The sequence below is a fragment of the Paenibacillus sp. FSL H8-0079 genome, assembly GCF_037991315.1.
Lineage (GTDB): Bacteria > Bacillota > Bacilli > Paenibacillales > Paenibacillaceae > Paenibacillus.
On record NZ_CP150300.1, the window covers coordinates 2,273,342 to 2,291,144 of the forward strand.

The window sequence follows — 17,803 nt, forward strand, 5'->3', positions numbered from 1 at the left end:
GTTTCGAATTTTAGGAGGAGAGAATGTAAATGAGTAAATATACTTGGGTTGAAAAAGACACATGCATCGCATGTGGTGCTTGTGGAGCAACGGCTCCTGACATCTACGATTACGATGATGAAGGTTTGGCAGAAGTTATCTTTGACGGAGATTCTAACCATGGTGTCAAAGCTATTCCAGACGACTTGTTTGACGATATGCAGGATGCATGCGACGGCTGCCCTACAGATTCCATCAAAGTAGCGGACGAGCCTTTCAATAAAGAAGGCTAAGTATTTCTCCTATGAACACAGAGCACTTTCTTTTGTCTTAAGGACTAAAATGTACCCTATAAGATGGACACTTTGAAAAAAGCCCATCTTATAGGGTACTTTGTTTATAATGAAAAAAAACGATGTTGGAGCGGAAATGTTATGACGAAAAGATTACTGACGAAGAAAGAACAAGAACAACTAAAACGGAATCCAAATGTGATCGCTGTTAGTGAAAAGGCGATTACGTATACCGATGAATTTAAGCGCCATTTCATTGCACAAAATGAACAGGGTAAACTGCCACGAGACATTTTTGAAGAAGCGGGCTTAGATGTTGAATGTATTGGTTTAGAGCGTGTCCGTTCTTCTGGAAAACGTTGGCGTGCTTCGTATCGTGAAGCGGGTGTAGAAGGCTTACAGGATACACGTAAAACGAATTCAGGTCGCCCTTCGGAACGTGAATTAACATTAGAACAAAAGATTGAACGATTAGAAGCAAAAAATCAATTGTTACGAGCGGAAAATGAACTGCTAAAAAAGCTCGATCTACTCGAAAGGCAGATGTTGAAAAAGAAATAAAAGTGGCTGTAGAGCTGAAGTTTGAACTCATTTATCGGACGATCAGAACGTATAAATTGAAGCGGTTGGTCAGCTATCTATGCGATATTATGGAAGTATCACGTTCGGGTTATTACAATTACTTCACTGAAAAATCAGCGCAAAAGCGTATAGCTGAAGCCGAAGCAGATGAGATGGTAAAGGAAATGATTTTAAAGGCCTATCGATTCCGTGGACGTAAAAAAGGAGCACGCCAAATTAAAATGACATTAGAAAATCAGTACAAGATGACGTACAACTTGAAGCGGATTCGTCGGATCATGAAGAAATTTGAAATCATCTGTCCCATTCGAAAGGCTAATCCAGCCCGTAGAATGGCAAAAGCAACGAAAGAACATCGCACATGTCCAAACGAATTACAGCGCAATTTTAAGCCAGGCGAGGCGGGAAAGGTGTTATTAACCGACATCACCTATTTAACGTACAAAGGCAACCAGCGAGCTTATTTATCAACCATGAAAGACGCACAGACGAATGAGATTTTAGCGTATGAAGTGTCTTCTTCGTTACGCATAGACATTGCGCTGAACACGCTTCATCAATTGAAGAAACACCGACATATCACAAAAGATGCGTTAATCCATTCCGATCAAGGCTTTCATTATACGAACCCACAATTCCAATCCGTAGTGAAAAAAATGGGGTTAACTCAATCCATGTCACGACGAGGAAACTGTTGGGATAACGCTCCCCAAGAATCATTCTTTGGGCATTTTAAGGATGAAACGAATATCAAAGAATGCGAAACATTAGAAGAAGTAAAACGAGAAATTAAGAGTTATATGACGTACTATAATCATTATCGAGGGCAATGGAATTTGAAAAAGCTGCCGCCTGTAAAATACAGACAGCAGCTTCAACAAGTTGCCTAGTTTTTTTTCAAAATGTCCTTTACAAAGGGTACACTTTAGACAGGGGAAGGTGCTTTTTTTTGTCTCCACTCAACTGTGATCTTGTCGAAAACTCATTTTTTCCACCGGGTACTGAAGTCCTATGGATTTAACGCCTGATTATGCCGATATATAATGATATACGTAAAAAGGCGAAATAGTGGAGGATCGGATGCAGAATACTCATCTAAGAACATATGTCAAGAAACATCCCGACAACAAAATGGCTTGGTACTTACTCGGAAAGGAGTACTTGGGAGAAGGGCAGGAGGCTAAAGCCAACTATTGTTTCCAGCAAGCGGGCGAGGTTTACGAAGCATTTGAACGTAGTAAGGCTCCTGCTGACATCTGGGTGGACTATCAGGATAAACTGGTGGAGATGTCTGAGCAGAAGGAGAAAAAACAACGTAGACGCAAAATGTGGCTTACGTTATTAATGCTGCTTGTGCTGGCAGGTATGCCACCTGCGGACGCTCCGGGCTTCAGTCGTGAAGCAGTCGACGCGCTGTCAGCCGCACTGGAATCCACAGATGATATCGCAGCGCCTGTAGAAGCGGATAAACAGGTTGGGACTGCATCCATTGCGCCAAGTAATGTGTTCACGGCTGCGGCATTTGGTGGAGGCAACCATGGCGAGGCTGCGCTCGCAGCTGCCTGGTCCGGGTCAGGCCCAAAAGTAGAGACTTCGGCTGTACTGGGTATGCAAACCTCGGATGACTGGTCTTTATGGAAGAGAAATATGCCTGTGAAATACATAGTACAAACCAATACAAGCGGAAAATTAACTGCACAAAGTTATGATGCCAAGCAATGTAACTGTGAACCTCCTGAAGTCACGCCGAAAATCAAAAAGATGGCCTTGGCGTGGACCGCCAAGCAGGAAGCCGCTGCATCATTATCAAGTGCAATCGTTGCCTATCGCAAAAAAAATGACGCTTGGCCCAAGAGTGTAACGCAAATGGCCCAGCCATTTCCGAATAATATTCTGGGAGAGACTGCGCCAGGTATGACCGAGATGTTTCCGAAGCTGCTAGCTTTGCATCAAGGAAAGGCACAGGAAGGGAAGAACGATTCGAGTGGTCAAGAGAATGGTTCAACGACTTCGAATTCGTCTCAAGGCAAAAATGTCGCGTTTGCAGATACGCTGGGAGGTCAGCCTTTTTTGCAGGAACCACTTGAGATTGTCATTGATAAGGATAAACACAAACTTGCATTAATCAGTGGGGATACCATTATTCGGATGTATGATGTGGGACTTGGCGGTGATCGAACACCGGAAGGTTCATTTGTCATTTCAGATAAAGTGGTCAATCCGAATGGACGCTCGAACGGAGAGTTCGGCAGCAGAGGTATGCAACTCTCGAATACGAATTATGCCATCCATGGAACCAACGAGCCAGACAGCATCGGACTGGATGAGTCCCTTGGATGTGTGAGAATGCGTACAGGAGATGTAGAAGAGTTATTCGCTCTCGCTCCGCAAGGCACTCCGGTACGCATTGGAGAAGATGTGCTGCCAGATCTTACGCTTGTTCCAGAAGCGAAGCAGCGTTATCAGCATACGCTTGTTCCAAAGCAGAATAATCCGAACAAAACGTATCACTGGCTGAATTGATCTGCTGAATATGTAGAATCAGATGGAATCAGCCTGAATCATCTACAAGTTGGCAATAATGATAAGAGCACCAATGATGATAATCAAGCCGCCTACACTGGCTGCTGTCCATGCAATGGCTTTGCGATTCACTTCTTCTTTCTTTTGCTGTAATGCAGGTGGTTTACGTTTGGGAGCCATGAGTTATTCCTCCTTATTGGAATAGAACTGGTGTAGAGTAACCATGCTCTCATTGTAAAGAATTCAACTCGTCATTTCCAGTAGGCGAGTGGATTTCTTGTGAGCATTTTGCATTATTCGATTTGTGCTGTCTATGCGCAAACTACTTTCCTTTTTAATAAGAAACAGATAGACTTGTGTGTAGAGTGTTTTTTTACATATGAAAAGACGGCAAACGGCCTTTTGGCGTACCGGACCAGAACGGAGTGAGTGATTTGTTATACAGAAGTCTTGCTAAACCTTTGTTGTTCAAAATGGACCCTGAACAGGCCCATCATCTGATTATTGGCGGCCTTAGTGGCGTGGGCAGTATCCGTCCGGTTCCTTCCGGATTGCGTGTGATGTACGGCGTTCGTGAAACGTCTGATCTGGCTGTTGACATGTTTGGTTGTCATTTCCCTACACCTGTCGGTCTGGCTGCGGGCCTGGACAAAAACGGACAGGCCGTAACGGGTTTTTCTTCCATCGGATTTGGATTCATGGAAGTGGGAACGGTGACGCCACTTGCACAGCCAGGTAACGATCAGCCACGGTTGTTCCGTTTACCTCCAGATGAGGCTTTGGTAAACCGGATGGGCTTCAACAATCTCGGTGCGGAAGCCATGGCTGGTGAGTTGGCGCGTCTACAGGATCGTCGCATTCCAGTAGCTGTTAACATCGGCAAAAATAAGGCAACGTCTAATGAAGAAGCTCACCTGGACTATTCGAAGTGCATTCAGGCGCTATACGATGTTGCTGACCTGTTTGTAGTTAATATCAGTTCACCAAATACACCTGATTTGCGTAATCTGCAACATGGGAATGAATTGAAGGAACTGCTCGCTGCGGTCATGAACGAGATGAACGTGCAGCATGCACGAGCGGGTGGAGCGAGCAAATCCGTGTTGGTGAAGATCGCACCAGATGTGAATGATCAGGAACTTGAATATATGGTTCGCACGATTGCAGACAGTGGCGTTGCAGGCATTATTGCTACGAACACTACCATCAGTCGCGCAGGACTTTCCCACCAACATGCGAAGGAAACAGGTGGTCTGAGCGGTAAACCATTGCGTGACCGTTCAACGGAGATTATTCGCCAGATCTATCGCCAGACCGAAGGCAAACTTCCAATCATCGGTTCAGGTGGCATTTTCACAAGTGAGGATGCATATGAGAAAATTAAAGCCGGAGCAAGCCTGGTCGAAATATATACAGCATTGATCTATGAAGGACCTGAGGTGAATCGGCGTATTCATGCAGGATTGCGTGAGTTGCTGCGCAAAGACGGTTATCGTCATATCTCCGAAGCGGTTGGTGCGGAACATCGTTAAGAAAGAATGTGAATCCCCGGAGTGAAAATATAGAAGCATGGAAGAGCGTAAAATGGTTCGGGACTCTTCCCCCCACCAAACATCATGTATAATGGAATAGAACAGGGGACGCTATAGAGACAGGAGGCATAAGCATGGACGGTAGAGACTGGGGTACATTTTTACTTCCTTATGAACAAGCGGTAGAGGAATTGAAAGTCAAGTTTAAGACAATGCGGGCGGAACTGAAGAAACGGGAAGAGTATGCCCCGATTGAATTCGTTACCGGTCGTGTCAAAAAAATATCCAGTATTCTGGAGAAATCCAGACGACTGAATGTGTCGCTTGATGACGTGGAAACAGGCATTGAGGATATTGCAGGTATCCGCATTATGTGCCAGTTCGTGGATGATATCCGTCGGGTTGCCGAGTATATTCGAGGCCGTAAGGATCTCACGGTACTCATTGAGAAAGATTACATTACGAATTTCAAAGAGAGCGGCTATCGCAGCTTTCATATGATTATTGAGTATCCCGTTCAGACGGCTCTGGGACAAAAGAAAGTATTGGCCGAGATACAGATCCGGACGCTTGCCATGAACTTCTGGGCTACCATTGAACATTCGCTGAGTTACAAGTTTCGGGAAGGGTTACCTGATGAGATGAGAACCAGGCTGAAAAAAACGGCTGAGGCCGCGTTTATACTGGATAATGAGATGTCTGCGATTCGTCTGCAAATTCTGGAGGCACAGAAGGCCTTTGAAGATGATTCGAATATCGTGTCAAGAACATTGAATATCATTCATCAACTGTACTTCTACCATCTTGTCAGTGAAGCGATTGAAGCACAGAAGCGCTTTAACGATTACTGGGAACGACATGATATGGAAGGACTCAAAGACTTGCTGGATGATGTGAAAGAACTTCTGAACAACGCCAGAAAGGGCGAAAATCCGGATGAGCAGCTATGAGCCACTGTACATTGACTATTTAATCTACTTCAATCGGGATCAGGATTATTTTGAGTGCCATGAGGTGCTGGAAGAATTGTGGCTTGAGCGGGACCGGGATTCTCTGTATAAAGGATTGTTACAAATTGCGGTTGGTTTGTACCACTTTAGAAATGGCAATCTACGCGGAGGCATCATGATGTTACAGAGTTCAGTTGATCTTCTGGAACCTTATCCAGATACGACTCTGGGCATTGACCTTGGGATGTTGGTACAGGAAGTAGAGGGAATCGTGAAGCAACTGTCTGAACCCGACGCTCAGTCTGTGACTTACAGGGATTTGTCTATACGTATTGTTGATGAGGCACTGGAACAGGAGATACTTAGGAGATCGCTTGAACTGAAGCCTAATATTCCGCAACGTCGGAGTCCGACTAGAGGACGAATATACGAAGAGAAGATGAAGGCGATGGATCAGCGTAAGAGTTGAATCGTTATCAGTGTTAGTATTCAAATGAGCATCCCATGGATATGAAGTTCCATGTATATGAAACACCCCGACGATTCCTGTAAAGGAAAAGGTCGGGGTGTTTTTGATTGTTGCGTCATAATTCTATCCGTTAGCTTGCCGAAGGAGTGGCACTGCCTTTATATTTTTGGAAGAATTGTTTGTAATCATCCAGCGTATAGCCTTGGTCACTGCCATTCTCTTGCAGTCCGCCAACCATACGGTCTTTCTCGACACCAGCCTCATAATAGACGAGTGTAGGCGTGAACTCGATGTTGTAATCGGTCCATCCCGCTTCGAATTCACGCAGGTTGAATTGCGGAAGTTCGATACCTTCACTGTCAACCAGTGGCATCAACTGAGGAGTTGTGGCACGGCAGTGTGAGCAGTCGGAAGCGAAGAAATAAACAAAGAAGCTATCTTTGTTATCAATTTTGGCTTTGAGATCAGTTGGTACAATAATTTGTTGATAGTTTGAATCATTAAGCAGCTCCCGTGTAGCTGGATTGAGCTTGGAAGCAGCGATGCCATAAGCATTTTCCACCGAATCCATCTGTTTCTTGGATTGCTGGTCTACGACAACCAGTGCTGCAATCATAATAATTAAAATACCCAGGAAAATCAGGATCGCAGCACTTTTCTTTTTCTTCTTGGATTTCATTGGACATCCCCCATCGATCATATCGAAATATAGTTTTGGCAAAAATAGAGTTTGGGATAATATGCATAAACACCCGAATTTTTGCTCAGGAATCAATCTACTTGCCATTATACTACATTACACGCTGTAGTGGAATAGATACGATATGATAGGAAAGCAAAGCTTGGATATGATAAAATAAAATGATAATGCAATCTTACCAAGACAGGATGAGTGGGAATATGGGTGTAAAGCTACCTTTGATATTTGCCGAGCGAATGAAAAGTTTGCTGGGCGATGAGTTTGAACAATTTATGAAATCTTATGATCAGTCTCCACATGCGGGGCTGAGAGTGAATACGCTGAAGATATCGATGGAACAATTCGAAGAGATTGCTCCATTTGATCTAAGATCTATTCCGTGGTGTGAGACAGGGTTCTATGTACCTCATGGTGTTAAACCGGGTCTGCACCCTTATTATCATGCAGGTCTGTACTATATTCAGGAACCAAGTGCTATGGCTCCAGTTGAATTATTGCAGGTGGAACCTGGAGATCGCGTGCTTGATCTGTGTGCTGCTCCAGGAGGGAAAACGACACAGATTGCAGCAAAGCTGCAAGGCAAGGGCGTGCTTGTCACGAACGATATCCATGCCGAACGTACGAAAGCGCTGGCCAAGAACGTGGAATTGTACGGTGTGCGGAACGCCGTTGTGTTGAATGAGTCGCCCGAGCGGATCGCAAATGCATTCCCTCATTATTTTGACAAAGTATTAATTGATGCGCCTTGTTCAGGTGAAGGTATGTTCCGTAAAGATGAGGACATGGTGAAATCGTGGGAACATCATTCGGTGGAAAAATGTGTGCTCATGCAGCGGGATATTCTGGAGACTGCGGCACGGCTGCTGGCCCCTGGAGGCACGATTGTATATTCAACATGTACTTTTGCGCCGGAGGAAAATGAAGCGATGATTGCGGAGTTCCTGAATGTAAACCGTGATTTCATTGTCATGGACATTCCTGAAGAGACAGGATTTGCTCCAGGACGTCCGGAATGGGTACGTCAGATGATGCCAGAGAAGGCAGAAGAGACGGAAGCTGTACTGGATCAAACGCGTGGCACCGCAAGATTGTGGCCTCACCTTTTGGAAGGAGAGGGGCATTACGTCGCTGTATTGCAGCATCGTGCAGGGCAAGGATTGGAAACAGATCAATCTGGAGTAGTTAAAGAAGGAGCAATGGAGTATGGACAGGTCGTGGATGTGTCCAGGATTGAAGTAGAGGGGAACAAGGATCACTCTATTGCTGCTTCTTCAATTGCTATGACCAAGGCTGATCGTAAAAAGGAACGTTTGTTGCGAATCGAATCCCGAGAGTCCCATGACAGACAGGCTGGTGGTGGCAAGAATTCGGGCAGACAGGGCAAAAAAGGTAAAGATTACGGTGGACGTAAAGCGGAACGGGGGCAGGGACGCGGAGTCGATCAGGCGAGTATTGACCCGGTTGCAATCTACACTCAGTTTATGAAAGAACAATTGGAGATTGAGTTAACTGGAGAAACGGTATGTTATGGAGATCGGGTGTATCAATCATCGGTTGGTGCGACTCGGTTGGAGGGACTGAAAGTCATTCGTCCAGGTTGGTTTATGGGCACGATTAAGAATGGCCGATTTGTTCCGTCCCACCCGCTTGCGTGTGCTTTGAATGCATCTGAAGCACGGCGTAGCGTAAATCTGTCATCCGCTGATGGCGAAGCCGTGAGGTACCTTAAGGGTGAAACGTTGAATATTGAAGAAGAACGAGTGGTGCTCAAGGCGGATACGGTTGCCAAAGGGTACGTTCTTGTATGTGTAGATGGTTATGCTGCTGGCTGGGGAAAATGGCTGGATGGTGTGCTGAAGAATGAATATCCGGCAGGCTGGAGGTGGACATCGGTATGAGTGGAAAAGGCAAACAAACGCTTCGTTTAGATAAGATATTGAGTCATATGGGTGTGGGAACACGGAGTGAACTTAAAAAGATGGTGAAGCAAGGCAGAATCCATGTGGACGGCAAAGCAGTGAAAGACAGCGGTGTACAGGTGAATCCGGAGGTTAACGTCATTGAAGCGGATGGGGAGCGGATTGTGTATCGGGAGATGATCTATCTGATGCTGCATAAACCTCCAGGTGTCGTTTCTGCTACCGAGGATAACAGAGATAAGACCGTGCTGGATCTACTGCGCAAAGAGGATCGGGTCTTCAATCCGTTTCCTGTGGGACGACTGGATAAGGATACGGAAGGACTACTCATTCTCACGAATGATGGTCCCCTTGCCCATGATCTGTTATCTCCACGCAAGCATGTGCCTAAAACCTATGAAGCTCGTGTACTGGGTAACGTAGATGAGGATGATGTACTACGTTTCAAAGCTGGGATACAGCTGGATGACGGATACGAGACATTACCTGCCGAACTGACTATACTCGGTCAGGAAGAAACGGAAGAAGGCACGATCTCGTCGATCTCACTCATTATTCACGAAGGGAAGTTTCATCAGGTGAAGCGTATGTTTCAGGCAGTAGGCAAGCGAGTGATCTATCTGAAACGGGTAGCCATGGGTGATCTGGAACTGGCTTCGGATCTTGCGATCGGAAGCTATCGTGAACTAACCGTAGATGAGTTGAGCCTTCTGCGGAAGTAAGGATTTGGTTGGGTGCGATTACTACAGAAATGAGGATGAAGCTGAAATGACCTATAAATTAATTGCGCTTGATGTAGATGGAACACTACTGAATGATCATCATGAACTTACCGAATGGACTCAGGAGACCTTGATCCGTGCTTCCCGTCAGGGAGCAGAGATCGTTCTGTGTTCAGGCAGAGGTCCTGCGAACACGATTCCTTTTATGGAGCAGATGGGACTGGATGGATATGTGATTACACATAATGGTGCCGTAACGGCACAAGTGGATACCCGTGAGGTGGTTCATCATTTTGCATTAGATGGACAAGGACTGGAGCCGATCATCGATTACTGTCGGACCAATGGCGTGCATTTTGATATCAATACGGCTTTTGGTCTGTATGTGGATCAACCGGAAGGTTTGGGGTTGCAGGTGCGTGAGATGTACTACAACTTTTTGGCGGAGCCACTGAAGCTACCCAAGTGGGTTGACATGACAGAGCCACTGGCCAAATTCACTGCATTTGGTCCGATTGAACAGATGGATGCAGTACTGCAAGAGTGGTCTACCTGGAATCTGCCTTATTATATGACGCGGAGTGGTGACTTTTTTATTGATCTGATGCATCCTGAAGCGTCCAAAGGCGCTGCGCTCAAACGGCTTGCCGAATCCAAGGGAATCTTGCCTTCGGAGATCATGGCGATTGGCAACTACTTCAATGATATTACGATGCTGACTTTTGCTGGTAAAGGCATCGCTATGGATAACTCACCGGATGAGGTGAAAGCTGCTGCGGACGAGGTGACACTCTCCAATAACGAGCAGGGTGTGGCACACGCAATCCAAAAGTATGTGTTATCCGTCTAACCTTACATCTTATATTTGAAATGCACGCTTCCCTCATAATCTACCGTCCTCAGGGGTATCCTAAGAGAATAACGTTAGGAATGGAGGAGGACAGGTAATGAAACATGATGTGGAATTGGTTACTGACCTGCGTACATCAGGTGGAGAAGTGCAGGATGTGATGGTCAATGGTCAATATGCAGGCTCACTGTTCCTTGTATATAGAGAAGGAGATCGCTTATCTGGTAGTCTTCAGATCGAGCAGCAGTCTCTGCCAGATAATACAGAAGAACGTATCGTGGAAAAAGTGCATGCCTATGTCCGTTCTCTTGCAGATGCTTTGGAAGCTGCATATTATGAAGTGCTGGTCAGTTGTGGTTCACTACATTCGGTTCTGCACAAGCCTGAGTCAGAGACCGCATGGTCATCCGAAGACATGGTTCATGACGAGGAACGTTATGACGATATAGACAGCAGTGAGGTTAAGGTAATCCCTGGTTCACAAGCCGAATCGTTTACATATGAAGATCGGGATCATGTTCTGGAGATGGAAATGGTAAGTGCCGGACGAAGCATATCAACGTATATATTCAATGATGTGGATGGGCAGGAACTTGCGGAAGCTTCCTTAAAACAATATGGTGCCGATGCGCAAGGTGAAATACACTGGTATGACGAGCCCGAAGAGAATCAATTGGAAGCCGCGGCAGAGTTGCTGGTCAGAGAACTGGATGAGGATATCATCGATACGATTACGATCCGCATGTGGCATCAGGGCAACGAACTCGAGGCGTTAGAGTGGATACATCGCGATTTCTCCGAGGAGTTTGAGGATACGAATGAATCGGACCTGAATGAGTTGGAAGCTGCCGAAGAAGCATGTTATGTCATGCTGAAACGTAAGGATCGGGAGTTCCGGGTATATGAGCTGTTTCTTCAGGAGCGTGGTGGATTGCCTGTGGGAACAGCAACCATAGACACTTCTCATTCTGATCTGACGGGATACATCGATTACGAGGTTCCCGGAACCAGTGTGCAGCGAAAGAGCCTGGTCGAAGTGCTGATGCAGGAGTTGGATAAGGAAATGGAGTTTGATACGCTACACCTTACGATGTTATATCGAAATCAGATTATTGATGAAGCCAGAATAGATGGGTAAAAGGCAGTTGCCTTTTACCTTTTTTTGTTTTCATTTTGACGAAAAATTCATTTCCCGTTATAGTACCATTAGTTTAATAGAGATCAGGAAGCGGAGGAGAACAATCATGCACTCATTTAGGATTAGTAGCGAATATATTAACGATGGTTTTCATGCTGTTCAGGCGAAGCCTGAAGATACGGAGGATGTGATCTCGCTGCTGGTGGAGACGGCCGAATGGCTACAGAGCCAAGGGTCTTCGCAGTGGAACGGCTTGCTTAAAGGAGAAGATTCACATGATACGGCAGGGGCAATTCGGCGTGGGGATGTGTTTATTTTCAAAAAAGGAGCGGACGTAGCGGGCATGGTCATCCTTATGGTTCAGCCAAGCCCGTGGGATGTTCAACTCTGGGGTTCAAAAGCTCACACGGAGGATGGCGTAATCTATCTGCATCGACTGGCGATTCGAAGAAAATATGCTCAGGGCGGTCTGGGGCGATCGATATTGCAATGGTCCAGTAGCGGCATACAGTTTGAAGGCAAACATACGGTCCGCTTGGACTGCGGAGCGAGCAACGCGACGTTGAACGCCTTTTATGCGCGGAACGGTTATACTTTTTTGGGAGAGACCGATGGTTTCAGCACATATGAGAAGCCAGTAGAGATGTTAAGGTGAAATGCTGGCTATGGTTATCCGATGATTTACGTTCAGACAACCGTGAGATTGACGGAGGGATCGCGGCTTTTACTTCTGAGGGGCACTATTCGTGAATATGTTGTATATACGACTTGGATGTTCCGGCTTCCCTATGTCATAATGGAGAATAGAGTAGTACTCAGACAAAATAAAGGGATGAGCATTGGATAGAGGATAGTCCAATTGAGAGGGATTCTCATTTTAGATCTTTACTGAACATATGTTCTGATATATCATGGATGTAGATGCATTGAAAGAACGTAAGCTAGAAAGGGGGAAACTAACGGTGAAATTGCTGCAGGCGCTTTTCTTTCCTCCGGAGCAGCCCGGAGGTGTATCCTCTATGATTCCGTATATGCAGGAGAGGTTTACAACCCCGAGGTGGGAAATGGATCTGTTCTCGTTGCCGAAACGAATTCGCAACAAGGGCAGAGAGGAAGTTCAGTTCCAAACATTTGATTGGACCGAATATCAGGATAGTCCTGTTGTCCAGAAATATATTCAAACCTATCGTGATTATCTATGGTGGACCAAACTGCGCATTCAGAAGCCCTATGATCTGATCCATGCCCACCACCCGATTGCAGGACTCGCGATGAAAACGGTTTTCCCGGATACACCCCTCATTCAGACGATTCACTCCAGTTATGAACGAGAATTAATTCTTAATGGACGTATTGAAACGGATGGACCAGAACATCGATTCCTGCTTGCGATATACGGTGAGCTGGAGCACCAGGCAGAGCGCCTCTTGACGGTGTCGGATTCGTTCCGTCGTTATCTGGCTCCCTACGTGAAGGAATCCGATATCATCGGTGTGATCCCCAATGGATTCGATGAGAAGCGGTTTAAGCCAATTCCACATGATAATGCCATACCACAGCTGGTCACGGTATGTCGGCTTGTTCCGGCAAAAGGACTGGATATTCTTTTCAAAGCCTGCGCGGAACTGAAGGGCCGAGGTCATGATTATGTGTTACACATTATTGGAGACGGACCGATTCGTCCTGATCTGGAAGAATTGGCGCAGCGGTTAGGAATCTATAATGAGACCATCTTCTATGGTTATACACTGCACCCTGAGGAATTCATGCCATTCTTTGATATTTTTGTACTTCCTTCACGGGCAGAAGCATTTGGTTCCGTCTTTGCTGAAGCGGCACTGAGTTGTCTTGCCCTTGTGGGTACGGATGTAGGGGGTATACCGGAACAGATTGAGAACGGTAGCAACGGGTTGCTTGTACCGGCAGAAGATCCTTCTGCGCTGGCTGAAGCTCTTGAAAAAGTGATGCTGGACCCGGCTTACCGTTATGAACTTGCACGTTCGGCGTGTGAAAAAGCCAAAACACATTACTCGCTCGGCAGATCGGTGAATGAGCTGAAAAAGATGTACCTACAGTTCCCTAGCCAAGCTTAAAACGGAGAGCAAAAAGTGCAAGCCGCTGTGTTATACAGCGGCTTTTTGTCATGTTTAAGGAAATAATAAGCGCGATGACTTATGGTCATGAACCAAATGATGCTCATATTCATGAAATACATAACCGTAAAGTTTATGTATTGTTGCGTCCACGAAAGGCGCCCCAGCGGTTGAGCACCAATTTGGCAGCCCAGATTAGTGCCATACTTCCGAAGATAGGGTACAGAATGGATAGCAGAGAACTGAATCCAAACTGACTGAGTGAGTAACACAACAGCATAATGGTTAATGTAATGAAACGGGGATGCACGCGTATATGTTGTCTGAGTTGTAAGGTCATTCCATAGATATCGGCTACAAAAGTACTGAATATTTCCATGAAAATAAGGGATACATATACAGATTGCACTGCCCATCCAAGTTGAAAAGCAATGCTGCCCATCGGGATCTCGAATTGGATGATACCGGGCATCTGTGCTGACATGGCAAAGTGAGCTGCCATCAGCATGAAGCCTACGCCAATGCCTCCCAGCACGCCGCCCCACTTCAGCACACTGCGACTGCGGATCTGGTTACCTACAGGCACAAGAACGGCTTGAGCCAACACGAGATTGAATGAAGTGTACAGCAGTGGAGACAACCACACCTGAATGGGGTTTGAGTCTGTCGTCAGTGTGATGAATCGGGAAGCACCTGGATGATGGAGTGTGCTGGTAATCATGAGCAGGGATAACAGGAGCATCATGGGCACTACGATGCTATTCATTTGAAGGATGGCCTGAATGCCCCGACCAAGAAGCAGATAAGTCCCTACAAGTGTGACAATCAGACCCGTCTGATAATGTAAACCCAGATGTTCGACAAAAACGGAACCTGCTCCGGCGAGCATAACACTGTTCACGCCAATAAGAATGAGAAGGGTCACCCAGGTGATCCATTTGCCTGCCTTGTGGCCGAATAAATGTTTGTTCAGATCCTCATAAGAGCGGGAACCGGTATCGTGAGCAATCAGCATCATTTTGGTACCTAACCAGACAAAGAGCATGGTGGATAAGCCTATGGTGATGGTGGCCCATTTGCCATACTGGGTAAAAAACTGCAATATTTCCTGCCCTGTGGCGAAGCCGGCTCCGACAACCGTTCCGATGTATGTAAATGCGATCTGCAGCACCCGAAATGCCTGTTTCATGTGTTTCCCCTCTCAGGCCCCTGTATAGTTTGGACATGCGGGTACCATGGTACAAGGTATGCTTGACCCACGAAAGACATGACAATCGATAGCAAGCTCTGGCCGGAATTACATCTTAAGGACAGCCCTCGGGCAATTTCGCTTGAACTTATAGATAGATATATGATACTTTTACCTCATAGGATAGGCTTGGGAGGTCAAATCATGGAAGTATTAAAACAACGAATTTTACAAGAAGGTGTTGTCATCTCGGATCAGGTATTGAAGCTGGATGGTCTGTTGAACCACCAGATTGATCCTGCATTGACGATGGAGATGGGACGGGAGTTTGCTGCACGGTTTCGTGAAAGTGGAGTAACTCGGGTAATTACGGTAGAATCCTCAGGGATTCCCGTTGCTTTTGCCGCAGCTCATGAACTTGGGGTGCCGCTTGTATTCGCCCGTCGCAAAAAAACGCTTCTGGCTGATCCTGATGCCTACTGTGAACGTGTACCGTCCTTTACCAAAGGAATCGTAACAGACATTATGGTATCCCGCGAGTTCATTCATGAGAATGACCGTATTCTGTTCATTGATGATATCATCGCCAATGGAGATGCCGCTCGTGGAGTCATTAAGATTATTGAGCGTTCCGGGGCGGAACTCGTCGGATTCGGCGTTGTGGTCGAGAAAAGTTTTCAGGCAGGGGCACGCACGATTCGTGAACAGGGTATTCCGGTGGAAGCCTTGGTACGTATTCGTTCCCTGAACGATGGAACAGTACAATTTGACGATAACGAAATGTGACATTTTAAAGGAATAGGGCCTATTTTTTGAACTATGCCTTTGCATGACCGCGGATTTCATTTATAATGGGGTTATGTTAGGGAGAGGAGGCAACACCATGGGGAACCAACCGGCAACAGAACAATTTTTCATTGATAAGCTGGCGGAATCGAAAGTTCATTTTGAACGTGCCCTGGATTGTAAACATACGGAATTCGATGACCTTTATCCCTATATGATTGAACATCCTCAATTTTTCTGGTACAAACGCTATGTTGCCTGGTCAGAATTACTGACGATTGTAGGCTTGTGCGAAGAGTTGTCCTTCTCTTGGAAAGAACAATTTACACCGCATCAAGTGGAGTACCTTGAAGAACGTGTGATGTCCGCCAAAGTGCTTGATTTTTGGTTCGAGAAGAACGACAGCAAAGAGCACGCGCAGCGGTAACTCTCAGTCGGGACATAATTTCGAATGACATGACAGTCCAATACAGTCACGTGAGACCTAAATGACATTTCATTTAGGTCTCTTTTTGTAAATAAATTTGGAATATAGGAGCCATGAACATGATTAGTGATACAGAATTGGACGCCCTGCGTCTGTCAGGTGAGAAAGTAAGAGTAGTACGGGACGAGCTGGAATCGAACGATGTGACCGGGATTGTGGTTGCCTGGGATGGCGAGCAGGTACTTATCCGGCGGCAGAATCGACGTGTCGTCAAGCTGGATCGCAGTTACCGATATCAGTTGTTCAGCGAGCCGCGCCAGAGTGCACTTAGTGAGTAACCACTTATAGTCACGGCAGAACCATGAACGTTTAATTGTTTGGAATTACCATGATTTCTTGGCATAATTGGCTCACTCGGGAGAGAAGATAGGTACAGTGAGGATAATCTGTAACTATAGCCGAGAGGGTGTGCTACAAGCCATGACATTGATGAATGATAAAGTTCATGCCTACAAGGATCAGATTGGAGCATTAAGCGATGTGCTGCCAGGAGTGGTAAATTCGTATCATGAGTTTACTGGAGAATGTTTTCAGCCTGGCGTGATTGATGCGAAGACAAAACAGCTGATTGCACTCGGCATTGGATTGTTCGCCAACAATGAGGTATGTACCTTCTACCATGTAGAAGAAGCCCGTGCTAAGGGCGCTACAGATCAGGAAATCATGGAGACCGTTGCCGTCGCTGGAGCTGTTGGAGGCGGACATGCCCTGTCTCAGGGCGCGTTGCGAGTGCAGAAGGCGTTGCAGTAAGTCTTAAGGAAATAATGTGAAAAATAAAACATGGTCATACCCTGTTAGTTACAGGAGTATGACCATGTTTTATTTAAAGTTCATCTTTACTTGTTTTACTGTTAAGTGTTTTATTGTATTTGTCCACGTCCGCAAATATTTCCATTACAGAATAGCGTGCCTTATAATTTATTAATGATGATTTAGTCCGATATTCAATGGTGGATCGGTCACTGGTCCAAATATAAATAAAAGCGTTATTATAGCTTTCGAGCTCTGGTTTACCATATTTGTTCGTAAGCTCTTCCAAAATTTCATCAGACTCCGGATTAGTTAAAGTGCCAAAATCGTAACTTGCTTCAATCAGTAAGTAATCGTCCAAAGGATATTCATATGCTTGTTTCATCATGTCCTCTAATTGCTCATCCAATGTCTTTCGTATCTCGTCTTTTCTTGCATCTGTCGTATTTACGTTATCAAGTTCCTCGCGCAATTTGTTGTTATCTTCTATTTTTTCTGATATTCCTTCATTATCCAATAAATTAGTAAAGGTGTATTCTGCGTCTACTGTCTTACCCAGAACCACCACATCGGAATAATTAATACTTTTTTCATGATCATTATGTACTTTTTCTTCATAGTTTGTGTTTCCGTTTTTTTCTTCAGATGAAATGACCTTGTTTATTTTACTCCCCCAAGAAACTTCTCTGAAATCTTTAACTGTTTCACTACTACATCCTAAACTTGCTAGTACTAGCATAAAGAAGGTTAAAATTAACATGATCTTTTTCAATTGTTCTCCTCATCTCCGTTTTATTTCCCTAAAATATTTTACATTGTTTAAGAAAGCAGTTGAAGACAA

General features: G+C 45.5%; 20 protein-coding genes. 16 read left to right on the forward strand and 4 right to left on the reverse strand.

Annotation, left to right across the window (positions count from 1 at the left end; all coding sequences use genetic code 11):
* The first annotated feature begins 29 nt into the window (after positions 1 to 29).
* The 3 genes from MHI06_RS10355 (at position 30) to MHI06_RS10365 (ending at position 3,377) form a co-directional block, all read left to right on the forward strand.
* Positions 30 to 272 (forward strand): ferredoxin, encoded by a 243-nt coding sequence (locus tag MHI06_RS10355; RefSeq protein WP_169478609.1) that lies wholly within the window; start codon positions 30 to 32, stop codon positions 270 to 272.
* 141 nt (positions 273 to 413) lie between these two features.
* A protein-coding gene (locus MHI06_RS10360) for an IS3 family transposase (protein ID WP_340402059.1) occupies positions 414 to 1,744 on the forward strand; the annotation gives its coding sequence in 2 pieces (ribosomal slippage) (positions 414 to 795 and positions 795 to 1,744; 1,332 coding nt in all).
* Positions 1,745 to 1,934: 190 nt separating this feature from the next.
* On the forward strand, positions 1,935 to 3,377 hold the full coding sequence (locus tag MHI06_RS10365) for a L,D-transpeptidase family protein (RefSeq protein ID WP_340401402.1): 1,443 nt from the start codon (positions 1,935 to 1,937) through the stop codon (positions 3,375 to 3,377).
* A gap of 42 nt (positions 3,378 to 3,419) precedes the next feature.
* On the opposite strand, the gene MHI06_RS10370 is transcribed toward MHI06_RS10365, so the two are convergent.
* The gene (locus MHI06_RS10370) at positions 3,420 to 3,557 is read right to left on the reverse strand and encodes a hypothetical protein (protein WP_165790049.1); all 138 of its coding nucleotides are present in this window, start codon (positions 3,555 to 3,557) and stop codon (positions 3,420 to 3,422) included.
* A 254-nt stretch (positions 3,558 to 3,811) separates the two neighbouring features.
* Here MHI06_RS10370 and MHI06_RS10375 point away from each other — a divergent pair, with 254 nt between their 5' ends.
* The 3 genes from MHI06_RS10375 to MHI06_RS10385 all read left to right on the forward strand — a co-directional run bounded on the left by MHI06_RS10375 (position 3,812) and on the right by MHI06_RS10385 (position 6,328).
* Positions 3,812 to 4,909, forward strand: a complete 1,098-nt coding sequence (locus tag MHI06_RS10375; RefSeq protein WP_169478607.1) for a quinone-dependent dihydroorotate dehydrogenase — start codon at positions 3,812 to 3,814, stop codon at positions 4,907 to 4,909.
* A 134-nt stretch (positions 4,910 to 5,043) separates the two neighbouring features.
* On the forward strand, positions 5,044 to 5,859 hold the full coding sequence (locus MHI06_RS10380; protein ID WP_169478606.1) for a GTP pyrophosphokinase family protein: 816 nt from the start codon (positions 5,044 to 5,046) through the stop codon (positions 5,857 to 5,859).
* Positions 5,846 to 6,328, forward strand: a complete 483-nt coding sequence (locus MHI06_RS10385; protein ID WP_340401403.1) for a DUF309 domain-containing protein — start codon at positions 5,846 to 5,848, stop codon at positions 6,326 to 6,328. The genes MHI06_RS10380 and MHI06_RS10385 overlap by 14 nt, the downstream gene beginning before the upstream one ends.
* 130 nt (positions 6,329 to 6,458) lie before the next feature.
* Here the strand turns inward: MHI06_RS10385 and MHI06_RS10390 are convergent, their stop codons facing one another.
* Complete coding sequence (locus MHI06_RS10390) at positions 6,459 to 7,007, reverse strand: thioredoxin family protein (RefSeq protein ID WP_340401404.1); 549 nt, start codon at positions 7,005 to 7,007, stop codon at positions 6,459 to 6,461.
* Positions 7,008 to 7,228: 221 nt separating this feature from the next.
* Here MHI06_RS10390 and MHI06_RS10395 point away from each other — a divergent pair, with 221 nt between their 5' ends.
* The 6 genes from MHI06_RS10395 to MHI06_RS10420 all read left to right on the forward strand — a co-directional run bounded on the left by MHI06_RS10395 (position 7,229) and on the right by MHI06_RS10420 (position 13,750).
* The gene (locus tag MHI06_RS10395; protein ID WP_340401405.1) at positions 7,229 to 8,926 is read left to right on the forward strand and encodes an RsmB/NOP family class I SAM-dependent RNA methyltransferase; all 1,698 of its coding nucleotides are present in this window, start codon (positions 7,229 to 7,231) and stop codon (positions 8,924 to 8,926) included.
* Positions 8,923 to 9,669, forward strand: coding sequence for a pseudouridine synthase (locus MHI06_RS10400; protein WP_340401406.1), 747 nt, complete (start codon positions 8,923 to 8,925; stop codon positions 9,667 to 9,669). Before MHI06_RS10395 ends, MHI06_RS10400 begins: the two co-directional genes overlap by 4 nt.
* 46 nt (positions 9,670 to 9,715) lie before the next feature.
* The gene (locus tag MHI06_RS10405) at positions 9,716 to 10,519 is read left to right on the forward strand and encodes a Cof-type HAD-IIB family hydrolase (protein WP_062833662.1); all 804 of its coding nucleotides are present in this window, start codon (positions 9,716 to 9,718) and stop codon (positions 10,517 to 10,519) included.
* A 97-nt stretch (positions 10,520 to 10,616) separates the two neighbouring features.
* A complete protein-coding gene (locus tag MHI06_RS10410) occupies positions 10,617 to 11,657 on the forward strand; it encodes a hypothetical protein (RefSeq protein WP_340401407.1) in 1,041 nt (346 codons plus the stop codon).
* Positions 11,658 to 11,763: 106 nt separating this feature from the next.
* On the forward strand, positions 11,764 to 12,312 hold the full coding sequence (locus MHI06_RS10415) for a GNAT family N-acetyltransferase (protein ID WP_340401408.1): 549 nt from the start codon (positions 11,764 to 11,766) through the stop codon (positions 12,310 to 12,312).
* A 307-nt stretch (positions 12,313 to 12,619) separates the two neighbouring features.
* Entirely contained in the window at positions 12,620 to 13,750 is a 1,131-nt protein-coding gene (locus MHI06_RS10420; protein WP_340401409.1) for a glycosyltransferase family 4 protein, read from the forward strand.
* Positions 13,751 to 13,883: 133 nt separating this feature from the next.
* On the opposite strand, the gene MHI06_RS10425 is transcribed toward MHI06_RS10420, so the two are convergent.
* The gene (locus tag MHI06_RS10425) at positions 13,884 to 14,939 is read right to left on the reverse strand and encodes a hypothetical protein (protein WP_169478597.1); all 1,056 of its coding nucleotides are present in this window, start codon (positions 14,937 to 14,939) and stop codon (positions 13,884 to 13,886) included.
* Positions 14,940 to 15,143: 204 nt separating this feature from the next.
* Between MHI06_RS10425 and MHI06_RS10430 the strand changes: the two genes are divergently transcribed.
* The 4 genes from MHI06_RS10430 (at position 15,144) to MHI06_RS10445 (ending at position 16,962) form a co-directional block, all read left to right on the forward strand.
* Positions 15,144 to 15,725 carry a xanthine phosphoribosyltransferase gene (locus MHI06_RS10430; RefSeq protein WP_062833667.1) on the forward strand — a complete coding sequence of 194 codons (582 nt, stop codon included), beginning with the start codon at positions 15,144 to 15,146 and terminating at the stop codon, positions 15,723 to 15,725.
* 97 nt (positions 15,726 to 15,822) lie between these two features.
* Positions 15,823 to 16,152, forward strand: a complete 330-nt coding sequence (locus MHI06_RS10435) for a hypothetical protein (protein ID WP_024629266.1) — start codon at positions 15,823 to 15,825, stop codon at positions 16,150 to 16,152.
* A gap of 119 nt (positions 16,153 to 16,271) precedes the next feature.
* Complete coding sequence (locus MHI06_RS10440; protein WP_264929565.1) at positions 16,272 to 16,490, forward strand: hypothetical protein; 219 nt, start codon at positions 16,272 to 16,274, stop codon at positions 16,488 to 16,490.
* Between the two features lie 142 nt (positions 16,491 to 16,632).
* Positions 16,633 to 16,962, forward strand: a complete 330-nt coding sequence (locus MHI06_RS10445; protein ID WP_340401410.1) for a carboxymuconolactone decarboxylase family protein — start codon at positions 16,633 to 16,635, stop codon at positions 16,960 to 16,962.
* Between the two features lie 73 nt (positions 16,963 to 17,035).
* On the opposite strand, the gene MHI06_RS10450 is transcribed toward MHI06_RS10445, so the two are convergent.
* The gene (locus tag MHI06_RS10450) at positions 17,036 to 17,734 is read right to left on the reverse strand and encodes a hypothetical protein (RefSeq protein WP_340401411.1); all 699 of its coding nucleotides are present in this window, start codon (positions 17,732 to 17,734) and stop codon (positions 17,036 to 17,038) included.
* Positions 17,735 to 17,803: the final 69 nt, after the last annotated feature.

Bases quoted from the DNA above. Each gene is read 5' to 3' on its own strand.
- MHI06_RS10355 (WP_169478609.1), top strand. From the start codon at position 30: ATGAGTAAATATACTTGGGTTGAAAAAGACACATGCATCGCATGTGGT.
- MHI06_RS10390 (WP_340401404.1), bottom strand. From the start codon at position 7,007: ATGAAATCCAAGAAGAAAAAGAAAAGTGCTGCGATCCTGATTTTCCTG.
- MHI06_RS10380 (WP_169478606.1), top strand. From the start codon at position 5,044: ATGGACGGTAGAGACTGGGGTACATTTTTACTTCCTTATGAACAAGCG.
- MHI06_RS10430 (WP_062833667.1), top strand. From the start codon at position 15,144: ATGGAAGTATTAAAACAACGAATTTTACAAGAAGGTGTTGTCATCTCG.
- MHI06_RS10405 (WP_062833662.1), top strand. From the start codon at position 9,716: ATGACCTATAAATTAATTGCGCTTGATGTAGATGGAACACTACTGAAT.
- MHI06_RS10440 (WP_264929565.1), top strand. From the start codon at position 16,272: ATGATTAGTGATACAGAATTGGACGCCCTGCGTCTGTCAGGTGAGAAA.
- MHI06_RS10425 (WP_169478597.1), bottom strand. From the start codon at position 14,939: ATGAAACAGGCATTTCGGGTGCTGCAGATCGCATTTACATACATCGGA.
- MHI06_RS10410 (WP_340401407.1), top strand. From the start codon at position 10,617: ATGAAACATGATGTGGAATTGGTTACTGACCTGCGTACATCAGGTGGA.
- MHI06_RS10415 (WP_340401408.1), top strand. From the start codon at position 11,764: ATGCACTCATTTAGGATTAGTAGCGAATATATTAACGATGGTTTTCAT.
- MHI06_RS10435 (WP_024629266.1), top strand. From the start codon at position 15,823: ATGGGGAACCAACCGGCAACAGAACAATTTTTCATTGATAAGCTGGCG.
- MHI06_RS10395 (WP_340401405.1), top strand. From the start codon at position 7,229: ATGGGTGTAAAGCTACCTTTGATATTTGCCGAGCGAATGAAAAGTTTG.
- MHI06_RS10445 (WP_340401410.1), top strand. From the start codon at position 16,633: ATGACATTGATGAATGATAAAGTTCATGCCTACAAGGATCAGATTGGA.
- MHI06_RS10385 (WP_340401403.1), top strand. From the start codon at position 5,846: ATGAGCAGCTATGAGCCACTGTACATTGACTATTTAATCTACTTCAAT.
- MHI06_RS10370 (WP_165790049.1), bottom strand. From the start codon at position 3,557: ATGGCTCCCAAACGTAAACCACCTGCATTACAGCAAAAGAAAGAAGAA.
- MHI06_RS10365 (WP_340401402.1), top strand. From the start codon at position 1,935: ATGCAGAATACTCATCTAAGAACATATGTCAAGAAACATCCCGACAAC.
- MHI06_RS10400 (WP_340401406.1), top strand. From the start codon at position 8,923: ATGAGTGGAAAAGGCAAACAAACGCTTCGTTTAGATAAGATATTGAGT.